A 19,162-nucleotide genomic window follows, 5' to 3' on the forward strand; every position below is an offset into this window, starting at 1 on the left:
AAAATTATATTACCGAGAATAAAACAGAGCGTAAATGATCAAGCTCAACTCTTAACAATAAACATTCTCATTACTAACATGTAATCGTGATTTATAATTAATTGAATTTATTAGATAATAAAAATACTTCAGAACATACCATAATAAAATCCGTGAACGGATGGACAAAACAGGTAAAAACCGCATCTGATATGCAATTTATACTATTTCCCAAATTTACCCCGTTATTGGCTCTTACGTTTTGCGGTTGTATCTCCCAATGAACTTGTTATCATTCCCTGATATTGATCGGGTTTTAAAGGGAAAAAACGGTGTCAGAGAACGTAATTTTTAGGCAATTAACTCAGCTATTAGATGACAATCATGCCAAATACCGTGTAATGGAACACTCCACCGCGGGGAAATCCGAGGAAGTGGCAAAAATTCGTGGAACGCAATTAGGGCAAGGTGCTAAGGGTTTAGTCTGTCATGTAAAAGGAAATGGGGTGAAGCAACATGTTCTAGCCATTTTACCTGCGGACAAGCAAGCCGATTTAAGCAAAATAGCCATCGCCATTGGTGGAACTCGTGCATCACTGGCAAGCCCAAAAGAAGTGGATGAGCTGACTCAGTGTGTATTTGGTGCGATCCCCCCGTTTAGCTTTCACCCCAATTTACGGCTTATTGCCGATCCGTTATTGTTTGCACGTTTTGATGAACTGGCATTCAATGCAGGGACGTTAGAGCGATCAATTATTTTAAATACACAAGATTACCAACGCATTGCACAGCCTACATTGGTTGAATTTATTCGCACGGAAGAAAGCTAACTGTCTAATAGTAAAAAGGGGATTCCGCAGAACCCCCTTATAACAATTACGAATAACGTTGTTGGTCGTATTCGATACTGGCTTGTTTTAGCGCCTGAAAATCAGAACCACAAATCACACGCTTTAATGCGGTGAATTTTGCTTCTGGCCAATCATAGATTTTCAGCGCCAATAGCTCGGCAATCACTTCAGGTGAAAACCGGTATTTAACAGGCTTCGCAGGATTTCCCCCCACAATACAATAAGGTTCAACATCCTTAACCACCACACTGTTAGTTGCAATGACGGCACCCTCACCGATTTTGACGCCAGGCATAATAAACGCCCGCATGCCAATCCACACACCGTCACCAATGATGGTATCCCCTTTCCCGATATAAGCTTCCTCAATATATTCAAGAAAAGGATACAAGCAAAACCAGTCCATTCGATGAGTATGATTTCCCCCCATCAAAATCACCGCTTCACTGCCAATGCAGACATAATCGCCGATATACAGTTGGTCCACATCCCATGCCAGTTGCCAATCTCGACTTTGCGCATCCCCTTGTAAATAACGCACAACGGAGTCTTCAAAGCCATTATCGTAGCAATCACTGTAATAACTGTGTTTTCCTTTGATATGAATATTGGGATTTTGCACAACTTCGTGAAGTAATTGGTATTTTGACCAATGTTTCTTATTCATGGTAATAAACCTATTTTATTTGTTTATGATTACCATAGAACGCTTTCTATGGTGATGTATTCGCGCTCAAAATACATCACCTTTAGCCACTCTAGGCTGATTTAATAATGGGTTTCTCATATCAATCACTATAGTACTGTCTTAGCCAATAACTTTAATAATATCACTTTAATCAAAAATAGAATAATTTAATTTTCATTTAATTGAAAATTAATAATTTAATTATAAACATAATCACATTGATTTTTAAGAAAAACTTCTAATTTCAAATCTTATAATTTAAAAGAAAATGAATTAAATTAAAATAATGAAACTAGTAAAGAGAACAAAAAGGAAAATTATGTTAATGGATTATTCCCCCTTATCGTTGATTAAAAACCTCACTAACTTACCTAACATAATAGAAAATTATTCCATTGAATATTTTAATGATTTTAAAACTCAACATCACCAACTTAATGAGATCAGGTATTCCTCTATCATAATGAATGAGACATTATCTAATGAGTCCTCATCTCCTCAGGCCATCTATGAAGATATTCCTGATATGAATATTTATAATAAAAATAAATATTTTGATGCCACAACTAACCAAGAGTTAAGTGATACAACAGGAGACTTAAAAGGCACTGTTTATTTAGCTCAAAGCTCACTGTTCCCCGCAATTAACCGAATTGAAGGTGATACTCAACCAAGGCTAGTTTCGGGACGAAAAACACTACTCATGTTCAAACCCCAAATGTACTTGGACTATGATTCAAAAATGACATTCAGTATTTATGATAAGGACAAAAATCTGTTAGTCACTCAGGAAATGCACCCACCTTCCGAGCTTCCCCAACTCGCCAATGATGCTATTCAAAAGACCAATATACGACCTAAAGACTTTTCTGGCCCATGGAATTTAAATTTAAAGATTAAAAATGAAACAGCTCAATTTGTGAATATGTTTAACCCGCTAGAAAAAAAATTTAATAATAAAAATTATATACAGTTAGAATTTAATAATGAATCAAATATAACTCCCTTGATATTAGCCAGTAATAAAAAATTGGCAAATATGCACATTAAAGTCAAAAACAGAATGAATAGAGACATAAAAATATACTATAGCAAAAATTCTATAACATTAAATAAGGGTAGTAGTATTAAACTAATTTGTGATGAAAATGGCCATTGGGTAACTAAAAGTGATGCTTTAATTTCCAAGTATTATTCCTTAAAACCTAAAAAGTCAGAATTATTTATAAAACAAAAAAACTCTGTGCTTACACCCGCTCTTAGTGTTCCTATGCGGTACGACCTGACCATCAATAAAAATGATGAAATATCTAAAATAGCAAAAGAAAATGGATACTTAAGCAAGTTAATTAAAGAAAATAACTCAATAAAAATTGAAACAAGTGATGGAAACTGGGCAAGATTTTTCACTTTGAGAGCCAACAACCATTTTTATAAAAAAAAAATGACGTTTAACTCGAAAGCAACTCTTGATAGCTATATTCGCTATGGTAATAAACAGTACAAATTAACCAAAGGGGAAAGTATTACCTTTGTCTATGATCCGAACAAAAAATGGCTCCCGATTACGGAACAAGCTTCACCTGAGCCCGTTGCAAACTTAAGTTATACGAAGAACACATGGTCCGCGAGTATTTCACAAGAGCACATAAAACCAGGTATTCAGTTTATTTTTAATACCTCAGATACTAAAGGGGCCTTATCCAATATTCCCATTGGTGCTCCCAATAAAATTTTAATTAATACAATTGATATCGGTATGCTAACACCACCAAGAAATGAGTTTGATTTCCAATCTCACCCAGAGTTACATCGCCAATATTTTCAAACTATCCCTGCAGAAAAGCTGATTGTTGCTCAGTATGAGCCTGTTCACTTAACTGAGGTCGTCATGCCTAATGGCGATGTTTTCACCGAAAAAGCGACAGGAAATGGTGGTGGGCACAGTGGAAATATGCGCCATCAAATAGGAAAAGACCTTATCTCTGACGGTATTAATTTAGCCAACTATGGTATTAATAGCACTGCCGCAGAATTTTCGTTTATTCCATCTTTCCAAGTCACTGTACATAATTCTATAGGGGTATATGAAAATGGTGAGCAAGTGCATGGCTGGTCAGGAGGTGCAGGGAAAGTTACACTGTATAATTCAAGAGGTAACGAACTCAGTCATGAGCTAGGACATAATTTTGGGTTAGGCGACTATTATGGGGGAACTGAGGGGGGAACACATGCCCCAGCAGACAAAAAAAACTCTTCATGGTTATGGGATGCTGATTATAACTTTTTCATTCCCAATCTGACAAAAGAAGGCAAATTCAACACCGATGCGATGTCAGGAGGAAGCCCTTATGATGATAGATATAACGCATACACCATGTACACACCAAATTCACTGGCAGCTATCCAAAAACGGCTTGAAAATAGTTATGTTTTCTCTGCTAAATCCAAAACATGATATCAAAAATGGGACCCTATTACTCAAAAAATGGAGGATGTTCCCTTAGACCTTTCCGCCTTTTATTTCTTTAATTACCAAGTACATAATGGTGAAACATTCACTATCGAAAAATTTAATAAATTGATAAACAAACATAAATATATTCATATCAATAGCGGAAATGGCTATCATAGCCCTAACCTTTATATTCCAGCTGCCAGTCAAGAAAATAATGGTGCTGTTATAAAAATCAGTTCATTGGCACTTTGGCAAAGCAAAATACATGTCAATGATGATATAGAATTGATAAGCAATAATGAAACAAACACCTATATTTCAGATGGCTATAAGTGGGTAAAATCAGCTTCCCATATAATAACTAAAAAACCATATAAACAAGGTGTTCCCATCGTGAGCTTAACTGGTTTTTATGACCCTGAAGGTAAAATTGAGAAACAAAGCTGCATTCCTATTTATGGGTCATACGGGATGGTTTATCAACCTGATACGCAAATTGGGGCTTATGCTCCCTACATAGAAGTCATTTTACAAAATGGTAAAATACACAAATACCAATTAAGCGACGTTAGAAAATCAAAAGACGTTATGAACAAATTTCATATAAATATAGAAAAAGCGCTTAATCCAATAAAAGCCAATATTTATGTGCATAACAAACTTGTTCATACACAGCATATTGATATTAAACCAAATAAGCTTGCTACCACAGTTAATGGCTATGTCATTTAATCATTAAGTCGATTTAAGACTCTATGAAAATATAATCAATAGAGTCTTAAATCTTATTAATCACTCGTGGGGGGACTCAAATTTAATTTTAAACTGGCCTTTCTTGCCACTAAACCAAAAATACAGCCGACTAGCATAACAATCGCTAACGATAACTTTGGCGCGATCGGTAATGCTATAGCCAAAAGACCCAGTGCTGCACCGCCAGCCATTTGCACAAACCCTACCAACGCAGATGCCGTCCCCGCTTCATTACCAAAAGGCTCAAGAGCATAACTGGTTGCAGTTCCCATCATAAAGGCAAGGCCTGTACACGCACAAGCCACAGGCAACATATAAACAACCCAATGACTTTGAATAGCTTCTGGCAACACAACAAAACCTAATATCAACCCTAAACAACCGATCGCCATCATTGAGCTACCAACCAACAAGCAGGCAGGACGCCCGATTTTATGAATAAAATGGTTAGCAATATAACTGGCAAACATAATCCAAAAACCGTTAATCCCAAACACAATGGAAAACGCTAACGGGCTCAGCTGAGCCTCCCCCATCAACACCGTTGGTGCAAGGGAAACATAGGTTAATGCCATCCCCATCGTACCTGCATTGACGAGAGCAAAAATGATAAATTGGCGATGACCTAAAATACGGCAATAGGTTCCCAAAGGAATAATTTTCACTTTAGGCAAATTTGTCGGTCGTGTCTCAGGTAAAAATACCGCAATTAATACCAATATGATGACGGCATATAATGCAAGGAACCAAAACGGTGCACGCCAACCCCATGCTTCTGCCAGCAAACCGCCTAATAGCGGCGCGAGTGCAGGCACAATATTCAATGTGCCATTAAGAAAACCAAATGCACGAGCCGCTTCAGTGCCATTCATGCGGTCACGAACACAGCTAAATGCCACCACAGAAGTGCAACAGACTGCAACCCCTTGCAGTAAACGCGAGGCAATAAATACCGTTGGCGTCGTGGCTGAAATGGCAACACCAGCCCCAATAATGTAGAGCACCATACCAACTATCGCGATGGGCTTTCGCCCGTATCGGTCGACCAGTGGCCCAGAAATCAATTGCCCTAAGCCTAGGACTAAAATAAATAGTGCAATGGTCGATTGAATCACGGATTCACTGCTACCTAAATCCTTCGCAATATCAGGGATAGTCGGCAGGTATAAATCAATACCCAATGGGCCAAGCAATACTAATAAAAGTAATAAAATAAGAAAGTTACGCATAAAACTATGCTCAGATACCGTAATAAAAGTTATGTCATTCAACAATTGATGAATAATGTAGCGGAACCTATTCATCTAGCTATCAAAAAAGAAACGTAAAAATAAATAACCTTATCATTTCTTTAGGCAATTTGACGATTTGTGAAAGGCAAAAAAGGCGCTAAAGTTAGCGCCTTAGGTTGTTAACAAAGCAGGATAAAAGCGTGGTTTTTCCTGCTTTGTGTTATCAGCCGAAAATCAATTCTTTGATTTTCCTCGTCTATTTTCAAAATCTATCCAACCTGCAGCCAAACCTAATCGGTTTGTCAGCAGTCTGAGGCGCCAAAGTTAGCGCCTTTTGTATCATCGGTAAAGGATGATATTGGAATTATTCCATCCACTCAGTATGGAAAACACCGTCTTTATCCGTACGTTTATAGGTGTGAGCACCAAAGTAGTCACGCTGCGCTTGGATTAAGTTTGCAGGCAATACCGCTGAGCGGTAGCTATCGTAATAGGAAATCGCCGCAGAGAAGGTTGGTGTTGGGATACCATTTTGCACGCCGTAGCACACAACGTCACGCAGAGCTTGTTGGTATTCGTCCGCGATTTGTTTGAAATATGGCGCTAACAGTAAGTTGGCAATTTTCGCATCTTGGTTGTAGGCATCCGTGATTTTTTGCAGGAATTGTGCACGAATGATACAGCCTGCACGGAAGATTTTTGCAATCTCACCGTAGTTCAGATCCCAATTGTACTCGTCTGATGCCGCTTTTAGCTGTTGGAAACCTTGCGCATAAGAGACGATTTTACCTAAGTACAGCGCGCGACGTACTTTCTCAACAAATGCGCTCTTATCCCCTTCAACCGGTTTTAAGACTGGGCCAGTTAAGACTTTAGACGCTGCAACACGTTGGTCTTTTAAGAAAGAAATATAACGAGCGAAAACAGACTCCGTGATTAATGTCAGCGGAATGCCTAAATCCAGCGCACTTTGGCTCGTCCATTTACCGGTGCCTTTGTTTGCCGCTTCATCTAAAATCACGTCAACAAGGTACTTACCTTCTTCATCTTTTTTCTTGAAGATATCTGCTGTAATTTCAATCAGGTAGCTGCTCAATTCACCTTTGTTCCACTCTGCAAAGGTGCCTGCCAGCTCTTCATTGCTCAGGTTTAATGAACCTTTTAACAATGAATAAGCTTCAGCGATTAATTGCATATCACCGTATTCGATACCGTTATGTACCATTTTAACGTAGTGACCTGCCCCGTCTGGCCCCATGTAAGCCACGCAAGGCTCGCCTTCCGCTTTCGCTGCGATTTCTTTTAAGATTGGCGCAACCAATTCGTAAGCTTCTTTTTGACCACCAGGCATAATTGAAGGGCCTTTTAATGCACCTTCTTCACCACCAGAAACACCCGTTCCGATGAAGTTAAAACCTTGTGCAGATAATTCACGGTTACGACGGATTGTGTCCGTAAATAACGTGTTACCACCGTCGATAAGGATATCACCCTTATCCAGATGAGGAGTCAGCGAGGCAATTGTTTTGTCCGTTGCTTCACCCGCTTTAACCATCAATAAGATGCGGCGTGGTTTTTCCAGAGAGTCAACAAACTCTTCAATTGTATAGTTGGGAACGAGGTTTTTCCCTGGATTTTCGGCAATTACTTCGTCTGTTTTATCTTTAGAACGGTTAAAGATAGACACTGAGTAACCGCGGCTTTCAATATTGAGCGCAAGGTTACGCCCCATGACAGCCATTCCGACAACACCAATCTGCTGCTTTGACATGAACAACTCCTGTCTGATTAGGACCAAGTCAGCCTCAATGTGCTGACATTCTGTTAACGGGATCACATATTAACCTAGGATCGTGCAGCATGGTAGTTATTGATGCAATCGATGACGTACACAACGCCATTTTTGCCAAGAATTGTCCAACTATACCCCAAATAATCCGAGTTGCAGGTAGGCGACAAGCGAAGATAGACGGGGCGCATAGATAAACGATGTGACCTGGCGAGCGTAGCGTAGTCAACACCGCTGCAACTTGAAGGATTTCGAGGATAAAGTGAATTTTTATTGATATTTCTTTCAACAAACCGCATTATTCTCCAGTCGGTATAAGCCGTCATATCAGAAGGTAAAACAAACTGTATGGAATGGATCGCAGATCCTTCGATTTGGGCGGGCCTCGCTACCCTAATCGTTCTAGAAATCGTTCTTGGTATTGATAACCTCGTCTTCATCGCCATTCTGGCAGATAAGCTCCCGCCAAAGCTGCGCGATAGAGCCCGTGTAACTGGGCTTTTATTAGCCTTAGTTATGCGTGTTGTGCTTCTATTCAGCCTGTCATGGCTCATTACCCTCACGAAACCGATAATCACGCTGTTCGAGCACCCATTTAGTGCTCGGGACTTAATTATGTTAATCGGGGGGCTATTCCTGTTGTTTAAAGCAACAATGGAACTAAACGAGCGATTAGAAGGTAAAGACGAACACGCAAATACCCAAAGAAAAACATCGAATTTCTGGGCCGTTGTTGCACAAATTATTGTTCTTGATGCTGTGTTCTCTCTTGACTCTGTGATCACTGCAGTGGGTATGGTTGACCATATCGGCGTAATGATTGCGGCGGTCACGATTGCTATGCTGCTGATGATCTGGGCAAGTAAACCACTGACCAGCTTTGTGAACAACCACCCTACCATTGTCATACTGTGTTTAAGCTTCTTGTTGATGATTGGTTTCAGTCTTGTGGCTGAAGGTTTTGGCTACGCCATTCCAAAAGGCTATCTGTACGCCGCTATCGGCTTCTCCATTATGATTGAAGTGCTAAACCAGTTCGCGCAATTTAACCGCCGTAAGTTCCTAACGGGGACGCGCCCACTGCGTGAACGTACAGCAGAGGCCGTGTTACGTATTTTAAGTGGTAATTCAGAACGCGGTGAATTAGACCCTCATACCTCAGATCTTATCGCAGATAATAAATCAGTCTTCGACCCACAAGAGCGTTTAATGATTGCTCGAGTGTTAGGGATGGCGCAGCGTAACGTTGAAAGTATCATGACCTCACGCCACGATGTGGACTATCTTGATATCAATAAGTCTTCTAGCGACTTGTTGCAATTAATGGAGAAAAACCCACACTCGCGCCTTGTAGTGATTGATGAGACGATTAGTGATGAGCCTGTCGGTGTTGTACATGTGATGGATTTAGTGAAACAACAACTAAATGGTAAGCCATTGGATTTACGTGCGTTAATCACTCAACCGCTGATTTTCCCAGAAGGTCTATCACTGCTCAAAGCCCTCGAACAGTTCCGTAAAGCGCATACCCACTTTGCTTTTGTTGTCGATGAGTTTGGTTCAATTGAAGGTATCGTGACATTGACCGACGTGATGGAAACCATCGCAGGTAACCTGCCTGTTGGCGATGAAGAGAATGATTCACGTCATGATATTCAGAAGCTTGATGATGGTACATGGATTGCCAATGGCTTTATGCCACTGGAAGACCTGATCATGTTTGTACCAATGGAGTTAGACGACAAACGTGAATACGAAACCATTGCGGGTCTTTTAATGGAGCATTTACAACGTGTTCCAGAAGTGGGGGAACAAGTCACCATTAATGGCTGCATTTTCCAACCATTGGAAGTGAATAGTCACCGCGTCAATAAAGTCTTAATCACTCCCCCCGCCCGTGAAGGGGATGGTTATGAATATGAAGATGACTAATTAGTTTTATTTCTTTACTAAAATACCGGCCTATAGAGCCGGTGTTTTTTTGTCTAAAAACCGAAGATATTATCCCTTTACCTGTTAACAATAAAAACAGTAGCGTTTTATTAAAGAAATCAGCATTGAAACCCTGAATAATTCAACCAATAAAATACAATTAACTTTAATAACGGTAATATCATGCTAAAACCAATTCATAATTCGAACATATCACAGACAACGATTCAACATGTTAGTGGAAATACAAATAAGTCATTGAAAGGTATAAGTGGAAACACTAATAACGTTAGTAACAATAATCAAAAATGCCCTGTGATGACTTCCGAAAAAACGGTTCATAAAAAAGATATTAGTCAATTAACGAAAAAAATCACTAAATCTATTGAAAACATAATGCAAGACATAAAAAAAGCTAGCAGCGGGGCTATTGGTGCAAATAATCTTTTCAGTAACAGTCCAGCAACGATGAAATTAACACTAAAGACATTAGAAAAAGATATTAACAAGTACCAGGACCTATTAAAATCCTCTTCCTATAATCACCACAAATCAAAACCAGAAAAGCTCGAAAAATTAAAAAATCAATTATCCGAAGCGAACAAAAAGGTTGATTTAACTGAAAATAAAGCAATTCATAAAGAAAAAATGAATAACATAAAATATAACGATAACCTTGAAAGACAGAACAATTTCATTAATGGTGTAAAAACCCCATCTAAGTTCAACGAATAAATAGCCACCTAGAATGAAGCAACCTATTTTTAGGTTGCTTCATTTATTTATAAAGCATTCAATAATTCATTCAGCCCTTTGTTTTCTTCTTTTTTCAAGAAGTTACCAATGGCTTGTTTCGCTTGCGTACGTAGCTCATTACGCAACAGTTTTTCCACATCCAACTGATATTGCAAGCTATGCCAATTACCATAAATACGCAGCGGAATAGTCATTCCTTGCAATTGCTGAACAAGACGAGAATCCCCCGCCCATCCCCCAAAAATATTCACGCCCAAATTCACATCAATCGTTTCATTTGGAATATTTACATGGCCTTGCCCATTAATATTCACTAAAGAAGACTTCGCATTCATTGATGAAATGCTCATATTGCCTTTATTTAAATAGCCATTAACTGTAAATAATTCAACTTCTGTATAATTCCCTGTATTCACAGGTGCATTAATTTTATTCGTCACACGGGAAACTGATTGCTGAATTAATTGTGGAATATTCAACCCATGTAATTTCGCATTTCTCAGTTCAAAGCTAACAGGCCCTTGCCATTGGTTCTTCACTGCATAATCATCATAGCCGACACCTGATAACGCACCATTAAGGGAAATAATACCACTCAGTTTTTGCGGCATATTGAAGGCTTTTAATAACGGTGCTGAATCGATGTTTTTAAAGTCAGGTTTTGCTGAAACAGTAACGGGGGTTGCGCTATAATTTAGAGTAACAGGTAATGAAAATTCACCACCAAATGCTTTCCCTTGTAATTTAGAAACCGTTAAACGGGGGGTTTGATTTTGGGCACTAATCACCACATCAGTTACAGTCATTCCGCGGTAAATTAAATTCCCTACCGATAAGTCAACGTTAGCCGTGAATGATTTTAAACCTGATAAATCATATCGCTGTGTATTTGCCCCTGAAATAACAGGCTTGACCCCAACACGGTTATTATTGGTTTCCAGCTCAGAAGCCGAAGCTGTCACTACCGTCCCCAATAAACTATCTAAATCTAATTTTTCAGACGTTAATTCAACAGCCAGCTGTGGGATATCACCTAATTTTACACTAACATTCCCTGTTAGCAGGCTTTCATTGGCTTTAATCGATAGATTAGTTAAATTCGCGTTAGGTTGTTGCCCCTTGGTATACAAAAAATCGGTAGTAATTTGCCCAGAAATGCCATTTTCAGGTAAATCTACACCACTAAGTGAATAATCAAACTGTGTTAATTGACCACTGATTTTTTGATTTATCGCTGATAAATCAATATCTGCCCGAGTATCGAACACAAATTCTTGTTGGTTTTTATTTAGGTTACTGCTGAATTTTACCGCCACCTGTTTATTATTATTTTTTTTCAGTGACAGATTAATATTGCGGAGGTTAAATTCATCTTTTGGTGTTTGCCAAATCACTAAACTGTTAGAAATATCAACTTTTTCAATATCTAACAACCAGTTATTCTTATCAATAGTGGGAGTCTGAGAGGTTGAGCCACCAGGTGCAATCGGGTCGCTACTATGTGCTTGAGGCTCACTTTCTGGTGTTTTACGGATCACTGCACCATCAATCACAATTTGTTCAACAGATAAACGGTGGGAAATCAAAGGCCACAGTTCAACATCTAAACGCATATTTTCAGCGCTCAAGGCAGGCTTGGATGCATTTGGTGCAGTTAAAGATACGGGACCGGTGATAATGCTCAACGTTGGCCAAACATGCCAGCGCATATCCCCATTAAATTCAAGCTGATAACCACTTTTTTTCTCTACTTGCTCGACAATATAATGACGAAAATCATTCGGATTTACCAACATCACTAATGTTGTCAGACCCGCAACAATGACGACAAGTAAAATAATCAGTGTCGTTAAAAAACGTTTCATGCTTCCCTCTCTTAAACTTTACCTGCGACCATCACCAACGTGAACTCACACCATCACTTTCCCTGAAAATGGGCGAAAATTACACCATTAAAATCCATTAATGACACAATTTCCGCGAAGTTTAGCGAATATCAGTCTTCACTGATACGGCTACCAACAGCCCCTTGTTGGTTTTTATATTTTGCATCTTGGCGGCTATTATAAGGGCGATCTGCACTACCTGATAATGGCTCAAAGCTTAGCGCCCCAATGACCATGCCAGGGCGTAATGCTAATGGTAGCTTACCTGAATTATAAAATTCTAGTACGATTTGCCCCTTCCAGCCAGGGTCAATACGATGCGCGGTAACATGCACCATCAAGCCTAATCGAGCCAGTGATGAGCGACCATCAAGCCAACCCACAAGGTTATCTGGGAGCGTAACAGACTCAAGCGTCACTGCAAGTGCTAATTCCCCTGGATGTAAGAAAAATGGCTCGTCTTCGCTCAGCACGATCTCATCACTCATCACACGATCCAGTGCAGCATTCACTTCATCTTTTGGGCCACTTAAATCGATAAATGCCGCGGTATGTCCACGAAAAACACGAAACTGATTTCCTAAACGGACATCTGCGGTCGCACCATTGATCCGTTCAACAGGTGGGCGCGGACTAATGACTAATTTGCCATCATCCATCCATTGAATAATATCGCGGTCACAAAGACGCATGGCTGTTTCCCCCTTCATAATGTTAGTTTTTACCTTGATTACTCTTGGCAAAATTCCCCGATCTTCGCTTTTAAGATATCAATTGCCACACGGTTCTTCCCGCCACGAGGCACAATAATATCGGCATACTGCTTCGATGGCTCAATAAACTGTAAAAACATTGGGCGAACCGTTTTATTGTATTGGTCAATCACGGAATCTAATGTTCTGCCTCGTTCATTTACATCACGTTTAATACGACGCATCAAGCAAATATCGAGTGGTGTATCAACAAAAATCGAAAAATCCATCTCACCACGTAAGCGTTTATCGGTTAACAATAAAATGCCTTCAATGATAATGACTTTTTTAGGTTTGAATGTAATGGTTTTTTCTTTGCGAGTGTGAGCGACATAGTCGTATTGCGGAATTTCTACTGCTTGACCACTTTTTAGTGATCTGAGGTGTTCATAAAGCAAACTGTGATCCATTGAATTAGGATGGTCATAGTTCACTTTAAGTCGTTCTTCCATCGGTACATCTGCTTGATCTTTATAATAACAGTCCTCTGGAATAACACCGATATTATGATCACCGACCTTTTCTCGTAATTCACGATATAGAGTGCTTGCAATTAAGCTTTTGCCAGATGCAGAGGCTCCCGATATACCTACAATGGTACAGTGATGCGCTATGTCAGTCATAAAATGATAACCTGGTTAAATATTTTAGAAATGAAAATACATAACATCAAAATGTTACGTTGGCGGAATTATAGGAGGTAATGGCGTGTTGTTCCAGCGTCCTTCGGCAAAGTTCGCTAAAAAAAACGCCAATATTTAATGAAAAAGGGGGGATTTCCAATTAGCCCTTTAATTTATGTGGCTAAAACTGCTTTTTCCCTTCTAAAACGGCAATGCGGTTTTCAATAGACGGGTGAGTGGAAAAAACAGAATCCCCCTTATTAAAAATATAAGCCGCTTTTCGATAAGCTTGCCCTGTGCTGCTCTGATCATATTCATGGGTTGCATGCTTGCCTGATATTTTTTTCAGCGCGCTGATCATGGCTTGGTTATCAGAGGTAAGATCAACTGCCGCCGCATCCGCCATATACTCACGGGTGCGGGACAAATAAAAATACAGAATTTGTGTGATCCACGGCAACACAAAATTCAACACCAATAAAATCATTTGGGCTTTATTGGCAGCATTATTACGGCTTCGCCCTGCGGTACGAATAAAAATCTGACTAAATACGTTGGTTATCGTTAAAATCACGTTCGCTAAAATCCCCACATACAAAGTCAGCTTCGAGTCACCATGTATAATATGGCCGACTTCATGTGCCAGAACGGCTTGTACTTCTTGGCGGTTCAGCGTTTGAAGCAGACCGCGCGTCACCCCAACCAATGCATTACGGCCATTCCAACCTGCGGCAAATGCATTTGGCTCATCACTTTCTAAAATATATAAACGAGGAATATAGCCTAAACTTGCACTTAAACTCAGCTCTTCAATAATATTAAACAGCTGTTTTTCTTCTGAACTGGTGGCATTTTCTGGGTTGATTTCTTTCGCATTCATCCCTGCCAACATCATTTTATGACCACGAAAATGAATATAAACCAACCCAAGGAATGTCAAACCTAAAACGATAAATGTCGCAATTGGCATTTCTTTTAACGTCACAAATTCCATTGCATTATCAAACAAATCTAATTGCTCATTTGGATGCGTGGCAATATCCGCTAATAACCCAATGATAAGCATAATAAAAATATAGCTCATCACCACAAAACGAGTCCGAATATTATTTTTACGTATGACGTTACGAAAATCCATAAAATACCCTGCTTTCTATCACAGATAATTATCGGAACGTCCTAAGCTGTCCCGATAATTTGTCCAAATGACAATAAACCGATAATTAGTCAAAATTAATGCGACGTGATTCTTCAGACTTAATCGTCTCTTCGTCAAGACGCCAGTATTCTTTTGATATTTTTAAGCTCGGAATAATACCAACAATAAGCGCAGCTGGCATGGATGCAATATACGCATTATAGGTTTCTAATGAACGGTTATAACCGCGTTTTGCAAAAGACAGCTTATTTTCTGAAGAAACGATTTCCTCTTGCAAGTTAGCCATGATTGCATCAGATTTCAGCTCTGGGTAGGCTTCAACTGCGACATTAATCGCCCCACTACTCACCATTTTGGATAGCGCATCTTCCGCTTCGCGTGCTTTATCGCCCGTTGAATTTTGTGCCTGAGTGCGTAGCTCTGTAATTTTACTGAACACTTCCGTTTCATGGCTTAAGTATTTTTTCACCGTCGCAAGTAAGCTATCAAACACTTTTCCGCGTCTGTCTAATTGAACTGAAATTTCAGTTTCGCTGGAAACTACGGCTTCGCGTAATGCCACGATACGGTTATAAAAATAAATAACGATCAGCACCACGACGACAATAAAAATTAAAAATTTCATAATCACCTTTTAGGCCTTGCCCATAGGAAAAGAATTCATCAACAATATCACTTTATTCTACGCTATCCTTTCCCAATATAGAAACAATCCACAGATAAATCAGAAAAAGGGAAAGTGGGTTGGATAGGAAAGCAATACAAATAAAAAAAGGCTATTTAATGTTAAACACTAAATAGCCCCTAATAGATTATGGTGAACTACACCGCGCGGAATGAAATTTCCGTTGGGATTTTATCCCCTTCCCAATACATTAATGCTGAAATGCCTGATGCAATTTCACGGTAGATATCCGCAAACTCACCTTCAGGATCACGCATAACAGTTGGTTGACCACGATCGAGATCTTCACGCAAAGAAATATGCAGCGGAACTTGGCCTAACAGTTTCGTGTTGTATTTTTCAGCCAGTTTTTCTGCACCACCAGTACCAAAAATTGGCTCAACATGGCCACAGTTACTGCAAATATGTGCGCTCATATTTTCTACTACGCCTAACACTGGCACATTCACTTTCTTAAACATCACGATACCTTTCATGGCATCAACCAGTGCGATATCTTGTGGCGTTGTCACCACAACCGCGCCTGTTACAGGGATGTTTTGTGACAGAGTTAATTGGATATCCCCTGTTCCTGGTGGCATATCGATCACTAAATAGTCTAAATCAGGCCATAAGGTGTCTTGCAGCATTTGCATTAACGCCTTACTTGCCATTGGGCCACGCCATACCATTGCGTTATCGTCAGTGACTAAATAACCGATGGAGTTAGTCGCTAAGCCATACGCCATAATCGGCGCCATGTGCTGGCCATCAGGAGACGTTGGGCGCTCTAGTGTTGTGCCTAGCATATTTGGAATTGACGGACCATAAATGTCCGCATCAAGGATACCAACTTTCGCCCCTTCTTGCGCCAGTGCTAGCGCGAGGTTGACAGAAGTACTGGATTTACCCACACCGCCTTTACCTGAGCTCACCGCCAGAATATTGCGCACACCCTTGATACCAGGCAAATCGTTAGCGCGTTTTAGCGTCGTCACATCGTGACGCAGTTTCCACTCAACCGCATGAGCGCCAGTTAACTGCTTCAGTTCTGCCGTTTTTTCGCTAATCAGCGTTTGGAAAGGCCCTTTCCAAACAAATGGCATGACTAATTCGACGTGCAGCACATTGTCCAACATTGCACAATGATGTAACGCTTTGATGGAAATCAGATTACGTTGCAGCGTTGGGTGTGTAAATGAAGCCAAAACTTTGGAGACTTGTTCAGTCAGCAGTTCTGGTTTGTTCTGCTCGGGGGATTTATCGTTCATCCCGGCTCCTTTATTTATATTTTTGAACTTATAGATATCCTATATAACTCGATAAGCTACCTGAGATTAGACGGATATACTTTGACTGAGGTTAATCATAACAGAGAACATAAAAAATAGTGATTGCCAAGCGCAGGAAAAGCCAAGAAGAGGCGAAAATTTCTTTTTCCAACAAATTTCCAATTAATCTTTTATATCCCTAGCAGCGATGGTTTTGATCGGTTAACATCAAAGACCCTTTTCAAATAATGGAAGTAAGAAAGTTACTATGTCTCAAGTCGCGAATAAATTACTGGTAACCTGTGCGTTACCCTATGCTAACGGTTCAATCCATCTTGGTCATATCCTGGAGCACATTCAGGCTGATATTTGGGTCCGTTATCAGCGAATGCGCGGCAAAGAGGTTCATTTTATCTGTGCTGACGATGCGCACGGAACCCCAATCATGCTTAAAGCACAACAGCTAGGTGTCACGCCTGAAGCCATGATTGCTGAAGTGAGCCAAGAACATCAGAACGATTTTGCAGGTTTTTCCATTAGCTATGATAACTATCACTCGACACACAGTGAAGAAAATAAAGCATTATCAGAACTGATTTATGGGAAACTGAAAAATAACGGTTTTATTAAAAACCGCACTATTTCTCAGCTTTTCGACCCAGAAAAAGGCATGTTCTTACCAGACCGCTTCGTTAAAGGTACTTGCCCGAAATGTAAAGCAGAAGACCAATACGGTGATAACTGTGAAGTGTGTAGCGCAACCTACAGCCCAACAGAATTAATCAACCCGCGTTCTGTTATCTCTGGTGCAACACCTGTAATGCGTGATTCAGAACACTTTTTCTTTGATTTACCTGCATTTAGCGACATGCTGCAAGCATGGACTCGCTCGGGTGCGCTGCAAGAACAAGTCGCGAACAAAATGCAAGAATGGTTCGAATCAGGTCTGCAACAGTGGGATATTACCCGCGATGCACCGTATTTCGGCTTTGAAATCCCAGATGCGCCAGGTAAATATTTCTATGTCTGGTTAGATGCACCAATTGGTTACATGGGTTCATTTAAAAACCTGTGCGACAAACGCGGTGACCTGAGTTTCGATGAATTCTGGAATAAAGACTCGAAAACAGATCTTTACCACTTTATCGGTAAAGATATCGTCTATTTTCACAGCCTGTTCTGGCCTGCGATGTTAGAAGGCAGCCAATTCCGTAAACCAACTAACCTATTTGTTCATGGTTATGTCACGGTTAATGGCGCGAAAATGTCAAAATCGCGTGGTACTTTTATCACTGCGCGTTCATATTTAGACCATTTAGACGCGGACTGCTTACGTTATTACTACGCGGCAAAACTGTCTTCTCGTATCGATGATATTGATTTAAACCTTGAAGATTTCGTTCAGCGCGTCAATAGCGATATTGTAAACAAAGTGGTTAACTTAGCTTCGCGTAACGCAGGCTTTATTGCTAAACGCTTCGATGGCAAGTTATCTGCAAACTTAGCAGAGCCTGAGTTATATCAACAGTTTGTTGATGCGGCAAAAGTCATTGGTGAAGATTATAGCAATCGCGAATACAACAAAGCGATCCGCGAAATCATGGCACTAGCGGATATTGCTAACCGCTATGTTGATGAAAAAGCCCCTTGGGTAGTTGCTAAACAAGAAGGCAAAGACCAAGAGCTGCAAGATATCTGCTCAATGGGGATTAACCTGTTCCGTATATTGATGACTTACCTGAAACCCGTTTTACCAGGTCTGACCAAACGTGCAGAAGCGTTCTTAAATACTGAGTTATCTTGGGATGCGATTAACACTCCATTACTTGGTCACAGTGTTGCACCTTTCAAAGCGCTATTTAACCGCATTGAAATGACAAAAGTGGATGCAATGGTTGAAGCATCAAAAGAGAGCATCAAGCCAATCCAGCAAGTCACTGGCCCACTGGCGGATGACCCAATTCAAGATACGATCACCTTTGATGATTTTGCAAAAATCGACCTGCGAATTGCACTAATCAAACAGGCTGACTTTGTTGAGGGTTCAGACAAATTACTGAAATTACAGTTAGATATTGGTGGTGAAACGCGCCAAGTGTTCTCTGGCATTCGCTCTGCATACCCAGACCCGAAAGCATTAGAAGGCCGTTTAACGGTGATGGTCGCAAACCTTGCTCCACGTAAAATGCGCTTTGGTATTTCCGAAGGTATGGTCATGGCAGCAGGCCCTGGTGGAAAAGACATTTATCTGCTCAGCCCTGATAGCGGCGCACAGCCAGGTATGCAAGTTAAGTAACATCTGTATTAGTATCTATTAATTAAACGCTATAACAACCCTAATACTTATACACTAAGTCATTAGGGTTGTT

The 19,162-nt window shown here is 40.2% G+C and carries 15 protein-coding genes; 6 read left to right on the forward strand and 9 right to left on the reverse strand.

Annotated features, from left to right (window positions below; all coding sequences use genetic code 11):
• The first annotated feature begins 311 nt into the window (after nucleotides 1–311).
• A complete protein-coding gene (locus PR808_RS04485) occupies nucleotides 312–809 on the forward strand; it encodes a YbaK/prolyl-tRNA synthetase associated domain-containing protein (protein ID WP_206085404.1) in 498 nt (165 codons plus the stop codon).
• A 46-nt stretch (nucleotides 810–855) separates the two neighbouring features.
• On the opposite strand, the gene PR808_RS04490 is transcribed toward PR808_RS04485, so the two are convergent.
• The gene (locus PR808_RS04490; RefSeq protein WP_272538793.1) at nucleotides 856–1,497 is read right to left on the reverse strand and encodes a CatB-related O-acetyltransferase; all 642 of its coding nucleotides are present in this window, start codon (nucleotides 1,495–1,497) and stop codon (nucleotides 856–858) included.
• Between the two features lie 340 nt (nucleotides 1,498–1,837).
• On the opposite strand from PR808_RS04490, the gene PR808_RS04495 reads away from it, so the two are divergent.
• Complete coding sequence (locus PR808_RS04495) at nucleotides 1,838–3,976, forward strand: M66 family metalloprotease (RefSeq protein ID WP_272538794.1); 2,139 nt, start codon at nucleotides 1,838–1,840, stop codon at nucleotides 3,974–3,976.
• A gap of 30 nt (nucleotides 3,977–4,006) precedes the next feature.
• Entirely contained in the window at nucleotides 4,007–4,708 is a 702-nt protein-coding gene (locus PR808_RS04500; protein ID WP_272538795.1) for a TagA domain-containing protein, read from the forward strand.
• A 56-nt stretch (nucleotides 4,709–4,764) separates the two neighbouring features.
• Here PR808_RS04500 and PR808_RS04505 read toward each other — a convergent pair whose 3' ends face one another.
• Both PR808_RS04505 and gndA read right to left on the reverse strand, forming a co-directional pair.
• Nucleotides 4,765–5,958 carry a multidrug effflux MFS transporter gene (locus PR808_RS04505; protein WP_272538796.1) on the reverse strand — a complete coding sequence of 398 codons (1,194 nt, stop codon included), beginning with the start codon at nucleotides 5,956–5,958 and terminating at the stop codon, nucleotides 4,765–4,767.
• Nucleotides 5,959–6,325: 367 nt separating this feature from the next.
• A complete protein-coding gene (gndA, locus tag PR808_RS04510; RefSeq protein WP_206085400.1) occupies nucleotides 6,326–7,732 on the reverse strand; it encodes an NADP-dependent phosphogluconate dehydrogenase in 1,407 nt (468 codons plus the stop codon).
• Nucleotides 7,733–8,098: 366 nt separating this feature from the next.
• Here gndA and PR808_RS04515 point away from each other — a divergent pair, with 366 nt between their 5' ends.
• Nucleotides 8,099–9,682 carry a TerC family protein gene (locus PR808_RS04515; RefSeq protein ID WP_206085399.1) on the forward strand — a complete coding sequence of 528 codons (1,584 nt, stop codon included), beginning with the start codon at nucleotides 8,099–8,101 and terminating at the stop codon, nucleotides 9,680–9,682.
• Nucleotides 9,683–9,865: 183 nt separating this feature from the next.
• A complete protein-coding gene (locus PR808_RS04520; protein ID WP_272538797.1) occupies nucleotides 9,866–10,417 on the forward strand; it encodes a hypothetical protein in 552 nt (183 codons plus the stop codon).
• 47 nt (nucleotides 10,418–10,464) lie between these two features.
• On the opposite strand, the gene asmA is transcribed toward PR808_RS04520, so the two are convergent.
• From asmA to apbC, 6 genes are all read right to left on the reverse strand, one after another.
• Nucleotides 10,465–12,303: an outer membrane assembly protein AsmA gene (asmA, locus tag PR808_RS04525; RefSeq protein ID WP_272538798.1), complete on the reverse strand. Its 1,839-nt coding sequence runs from the start codon at nucleotides 12,301–12,303 to the stop codon at nucleotides 10,465–10,467.
• Nucleotides 12,304–12,434: 131 nt separating this feature from the next.
• The gene (gene dcd / locus PR808_RS04530) at nucleotides 12,435–13,016 is read right to left on the reverse strand and encodes a dCTP deaminase (RefSeq protein ID WP_206085396.1); all 582 of its coding nucleotides are present in this window, start codon (nucleotides 13,014–13,016) and stop codon (nucleotides 12,435–12,437) included.
• A gap of 38 nt (nucleotides 13,017–13,054) precedes the next feature.
• Complete coding sequence (gene udk, locus PR808_RS04535; RefSeq protein ID WP_206085395.1) at nucleotides 13,055–13,699, reverse strand: uridine kinase; 645 nt, start codon at nucleotides 13,697–13,699, stop codon at nucleotides 13,055–13,057.
• A 181-nt stretch (nucleotides 13,700–13,880) separates the two neighbouring features.
• Nucleotides 13,881–14,837, reverse strand: a complete 957-nt coding sequence (htpX, locus tag PR808_RS04540) for a zinc metalloprotease HtpX (RefSeq protein ID WP_272538799.1) — start codon at nucleotides 14,835–14,837, stop codon at nucleotides 13,881–13,883.
• Nucleotides 14,838–14,922: 85 nt separating this feature from the next.
• Nucleotides 14,923–15,483, reverse strand: a complete 561-nt coding sequence (locus PR808_RS04545; protein WP_206085393.1) for a LemA family protein — start codon at nucleotides 15,481–15,483, stop codon at nucleotides 14,923–14,925.
• Nucleotides 15,484–15,680: 197 nt separating this feature from the next.
• Complete coding sequence (gene apbC / locus PR808_RS04550; protein ID WP_206085392.1) at nucleotides 15,681–16,793, reverse strand: iron-sulfur cluster carrier protein ApbC; 1,113 nt, start codon at nucleotides 16,791–16,793, stop codon at nucleotides 15,681–15,683.
• Between the two features lie 268 nt (nucleotides 16,794–17,061).
• Between apbC and metG the strand changes: the two genes are divergently transcribed.
• On the forward strand, nucleotides 17,062–19,089 hold the full coding sequence (gene metG, locus PR808_RS04555) for a methionine--tRNA ligase (protein ID WP_272538800.1): 2,028 nt from the start codon (nucleotides 17,062–17,064) through the stop codon (nucleotides 19,087–19,089).
• Nucleotides 19,090–19,162 lie beyond the last annotated feature (73 nt).

Origin of the sequence: Providencia sp. PROV197 (assembly GCF_028479625.1) — a bacterium.
GTDB classification, from domain to species: Bacteria; Pseudomonadota; Gammaproteobacteria; order Enterobacterales; family Enterobacteriaceae; genus Providencia; species Providencia vermicola.

Excerpts from the sequence above, each read along its gene's own strand:
- PR808_RS04520 (WP_272538797.1), top strand. The coding sequence starts at position 9,866 with ATGCTAAAACCAATTCATAATTCGAACATATCACAGACAACGATTCAA.
- PR808_RS04515 (WP_206085399.1), top strand. The coding sequence starts at position 8,099 with ATGGAATGGATCGCAGATCCTTCGATTTGGGCGGGCCTCGCTACCCTA.
- PR808_RS04545 (WP_206085393.1), bottom strand. The coding sequence starts at position 15,483 with ATGAAATTTTTAATTTTTATTGTCGTCGTGGTGCTGATCGTTATTTAT.
- udk (WP_206085395.1), bottom strand. The coding sequence starts at position 13,699 with ATGACTGACATAGCGCATCACTGTACCATTGTAGGTATATCGGGAGCC.
- apbC (WP_206085392.1), bottom strand. The coding sequence starts at position 16,793 with ATGAACGATAAATCCCCCGAGCAGAACAAACCAGAACTGCTGACTGAA.
- PR808_RS04490 (WP_272538793.1), bottom strand. The coding sequence starts at position 1,497 with ATGAATAAGAAACATTGGTCAAAATACCAATTACTTCACGAAGTTGTG.
- PR808_RS04495 (WP_272538794.1), top strand. The coding sequence starts at position 1,838 with ATGTTAATGGATTATTCCCCCTTATCGTTGATTAAAAACCTCACTAAC.
- gndA (WP_206085400.1), bottom strand. The coding sequence starts at position 7,732 with ATGTCAAAGCAGCAGATTGGTGTTGTCGGAATGGCTGTCATGGGGCGT.
- dcd (WP_206085396.1), bottom strand. The coding sequence starts at position 13,016 with ATGCGTCTTTGTGACCGCGATATTATTCAATGGATGGATGATGGCAAA.
- asmA (WP_272538798.1), bottom strand. The coding sequence starts at position 12,303 with ATGAAACGTTTTTTAACGACACTGATTATTTTACTTGTCGTCATTGTT.
- metG (WP_272538800.1), top strand. The coding sequence starts at position 17,062 with ATGTCTCAAGTCGCGAATAAATTACTGGTAACCTGTGCGTTACCCTAT.
- PR808_RS04505 (WP_272538796.1), bottom strand. The coding sequence starts at position 5,958 with ATGCGTAACTTTCTTATTTTATTACTTTTATTAGTATTGCTTGGCCCA.
- PR808_RS04500 (WP_272538795.1), top strand. The coding sequence starts at position 4,007 with ATGGAGGATGTTCCCTTAGACCTTTCCGCCTTTTATTTCTTTAATTAC.
- htpX (WP_272538799.1), bottom strand. The coding sequence starts at position 14,837 with ATGGATTTTCGTAACGTCATACGTAAAAATAATATTCGGACTCGTTTT.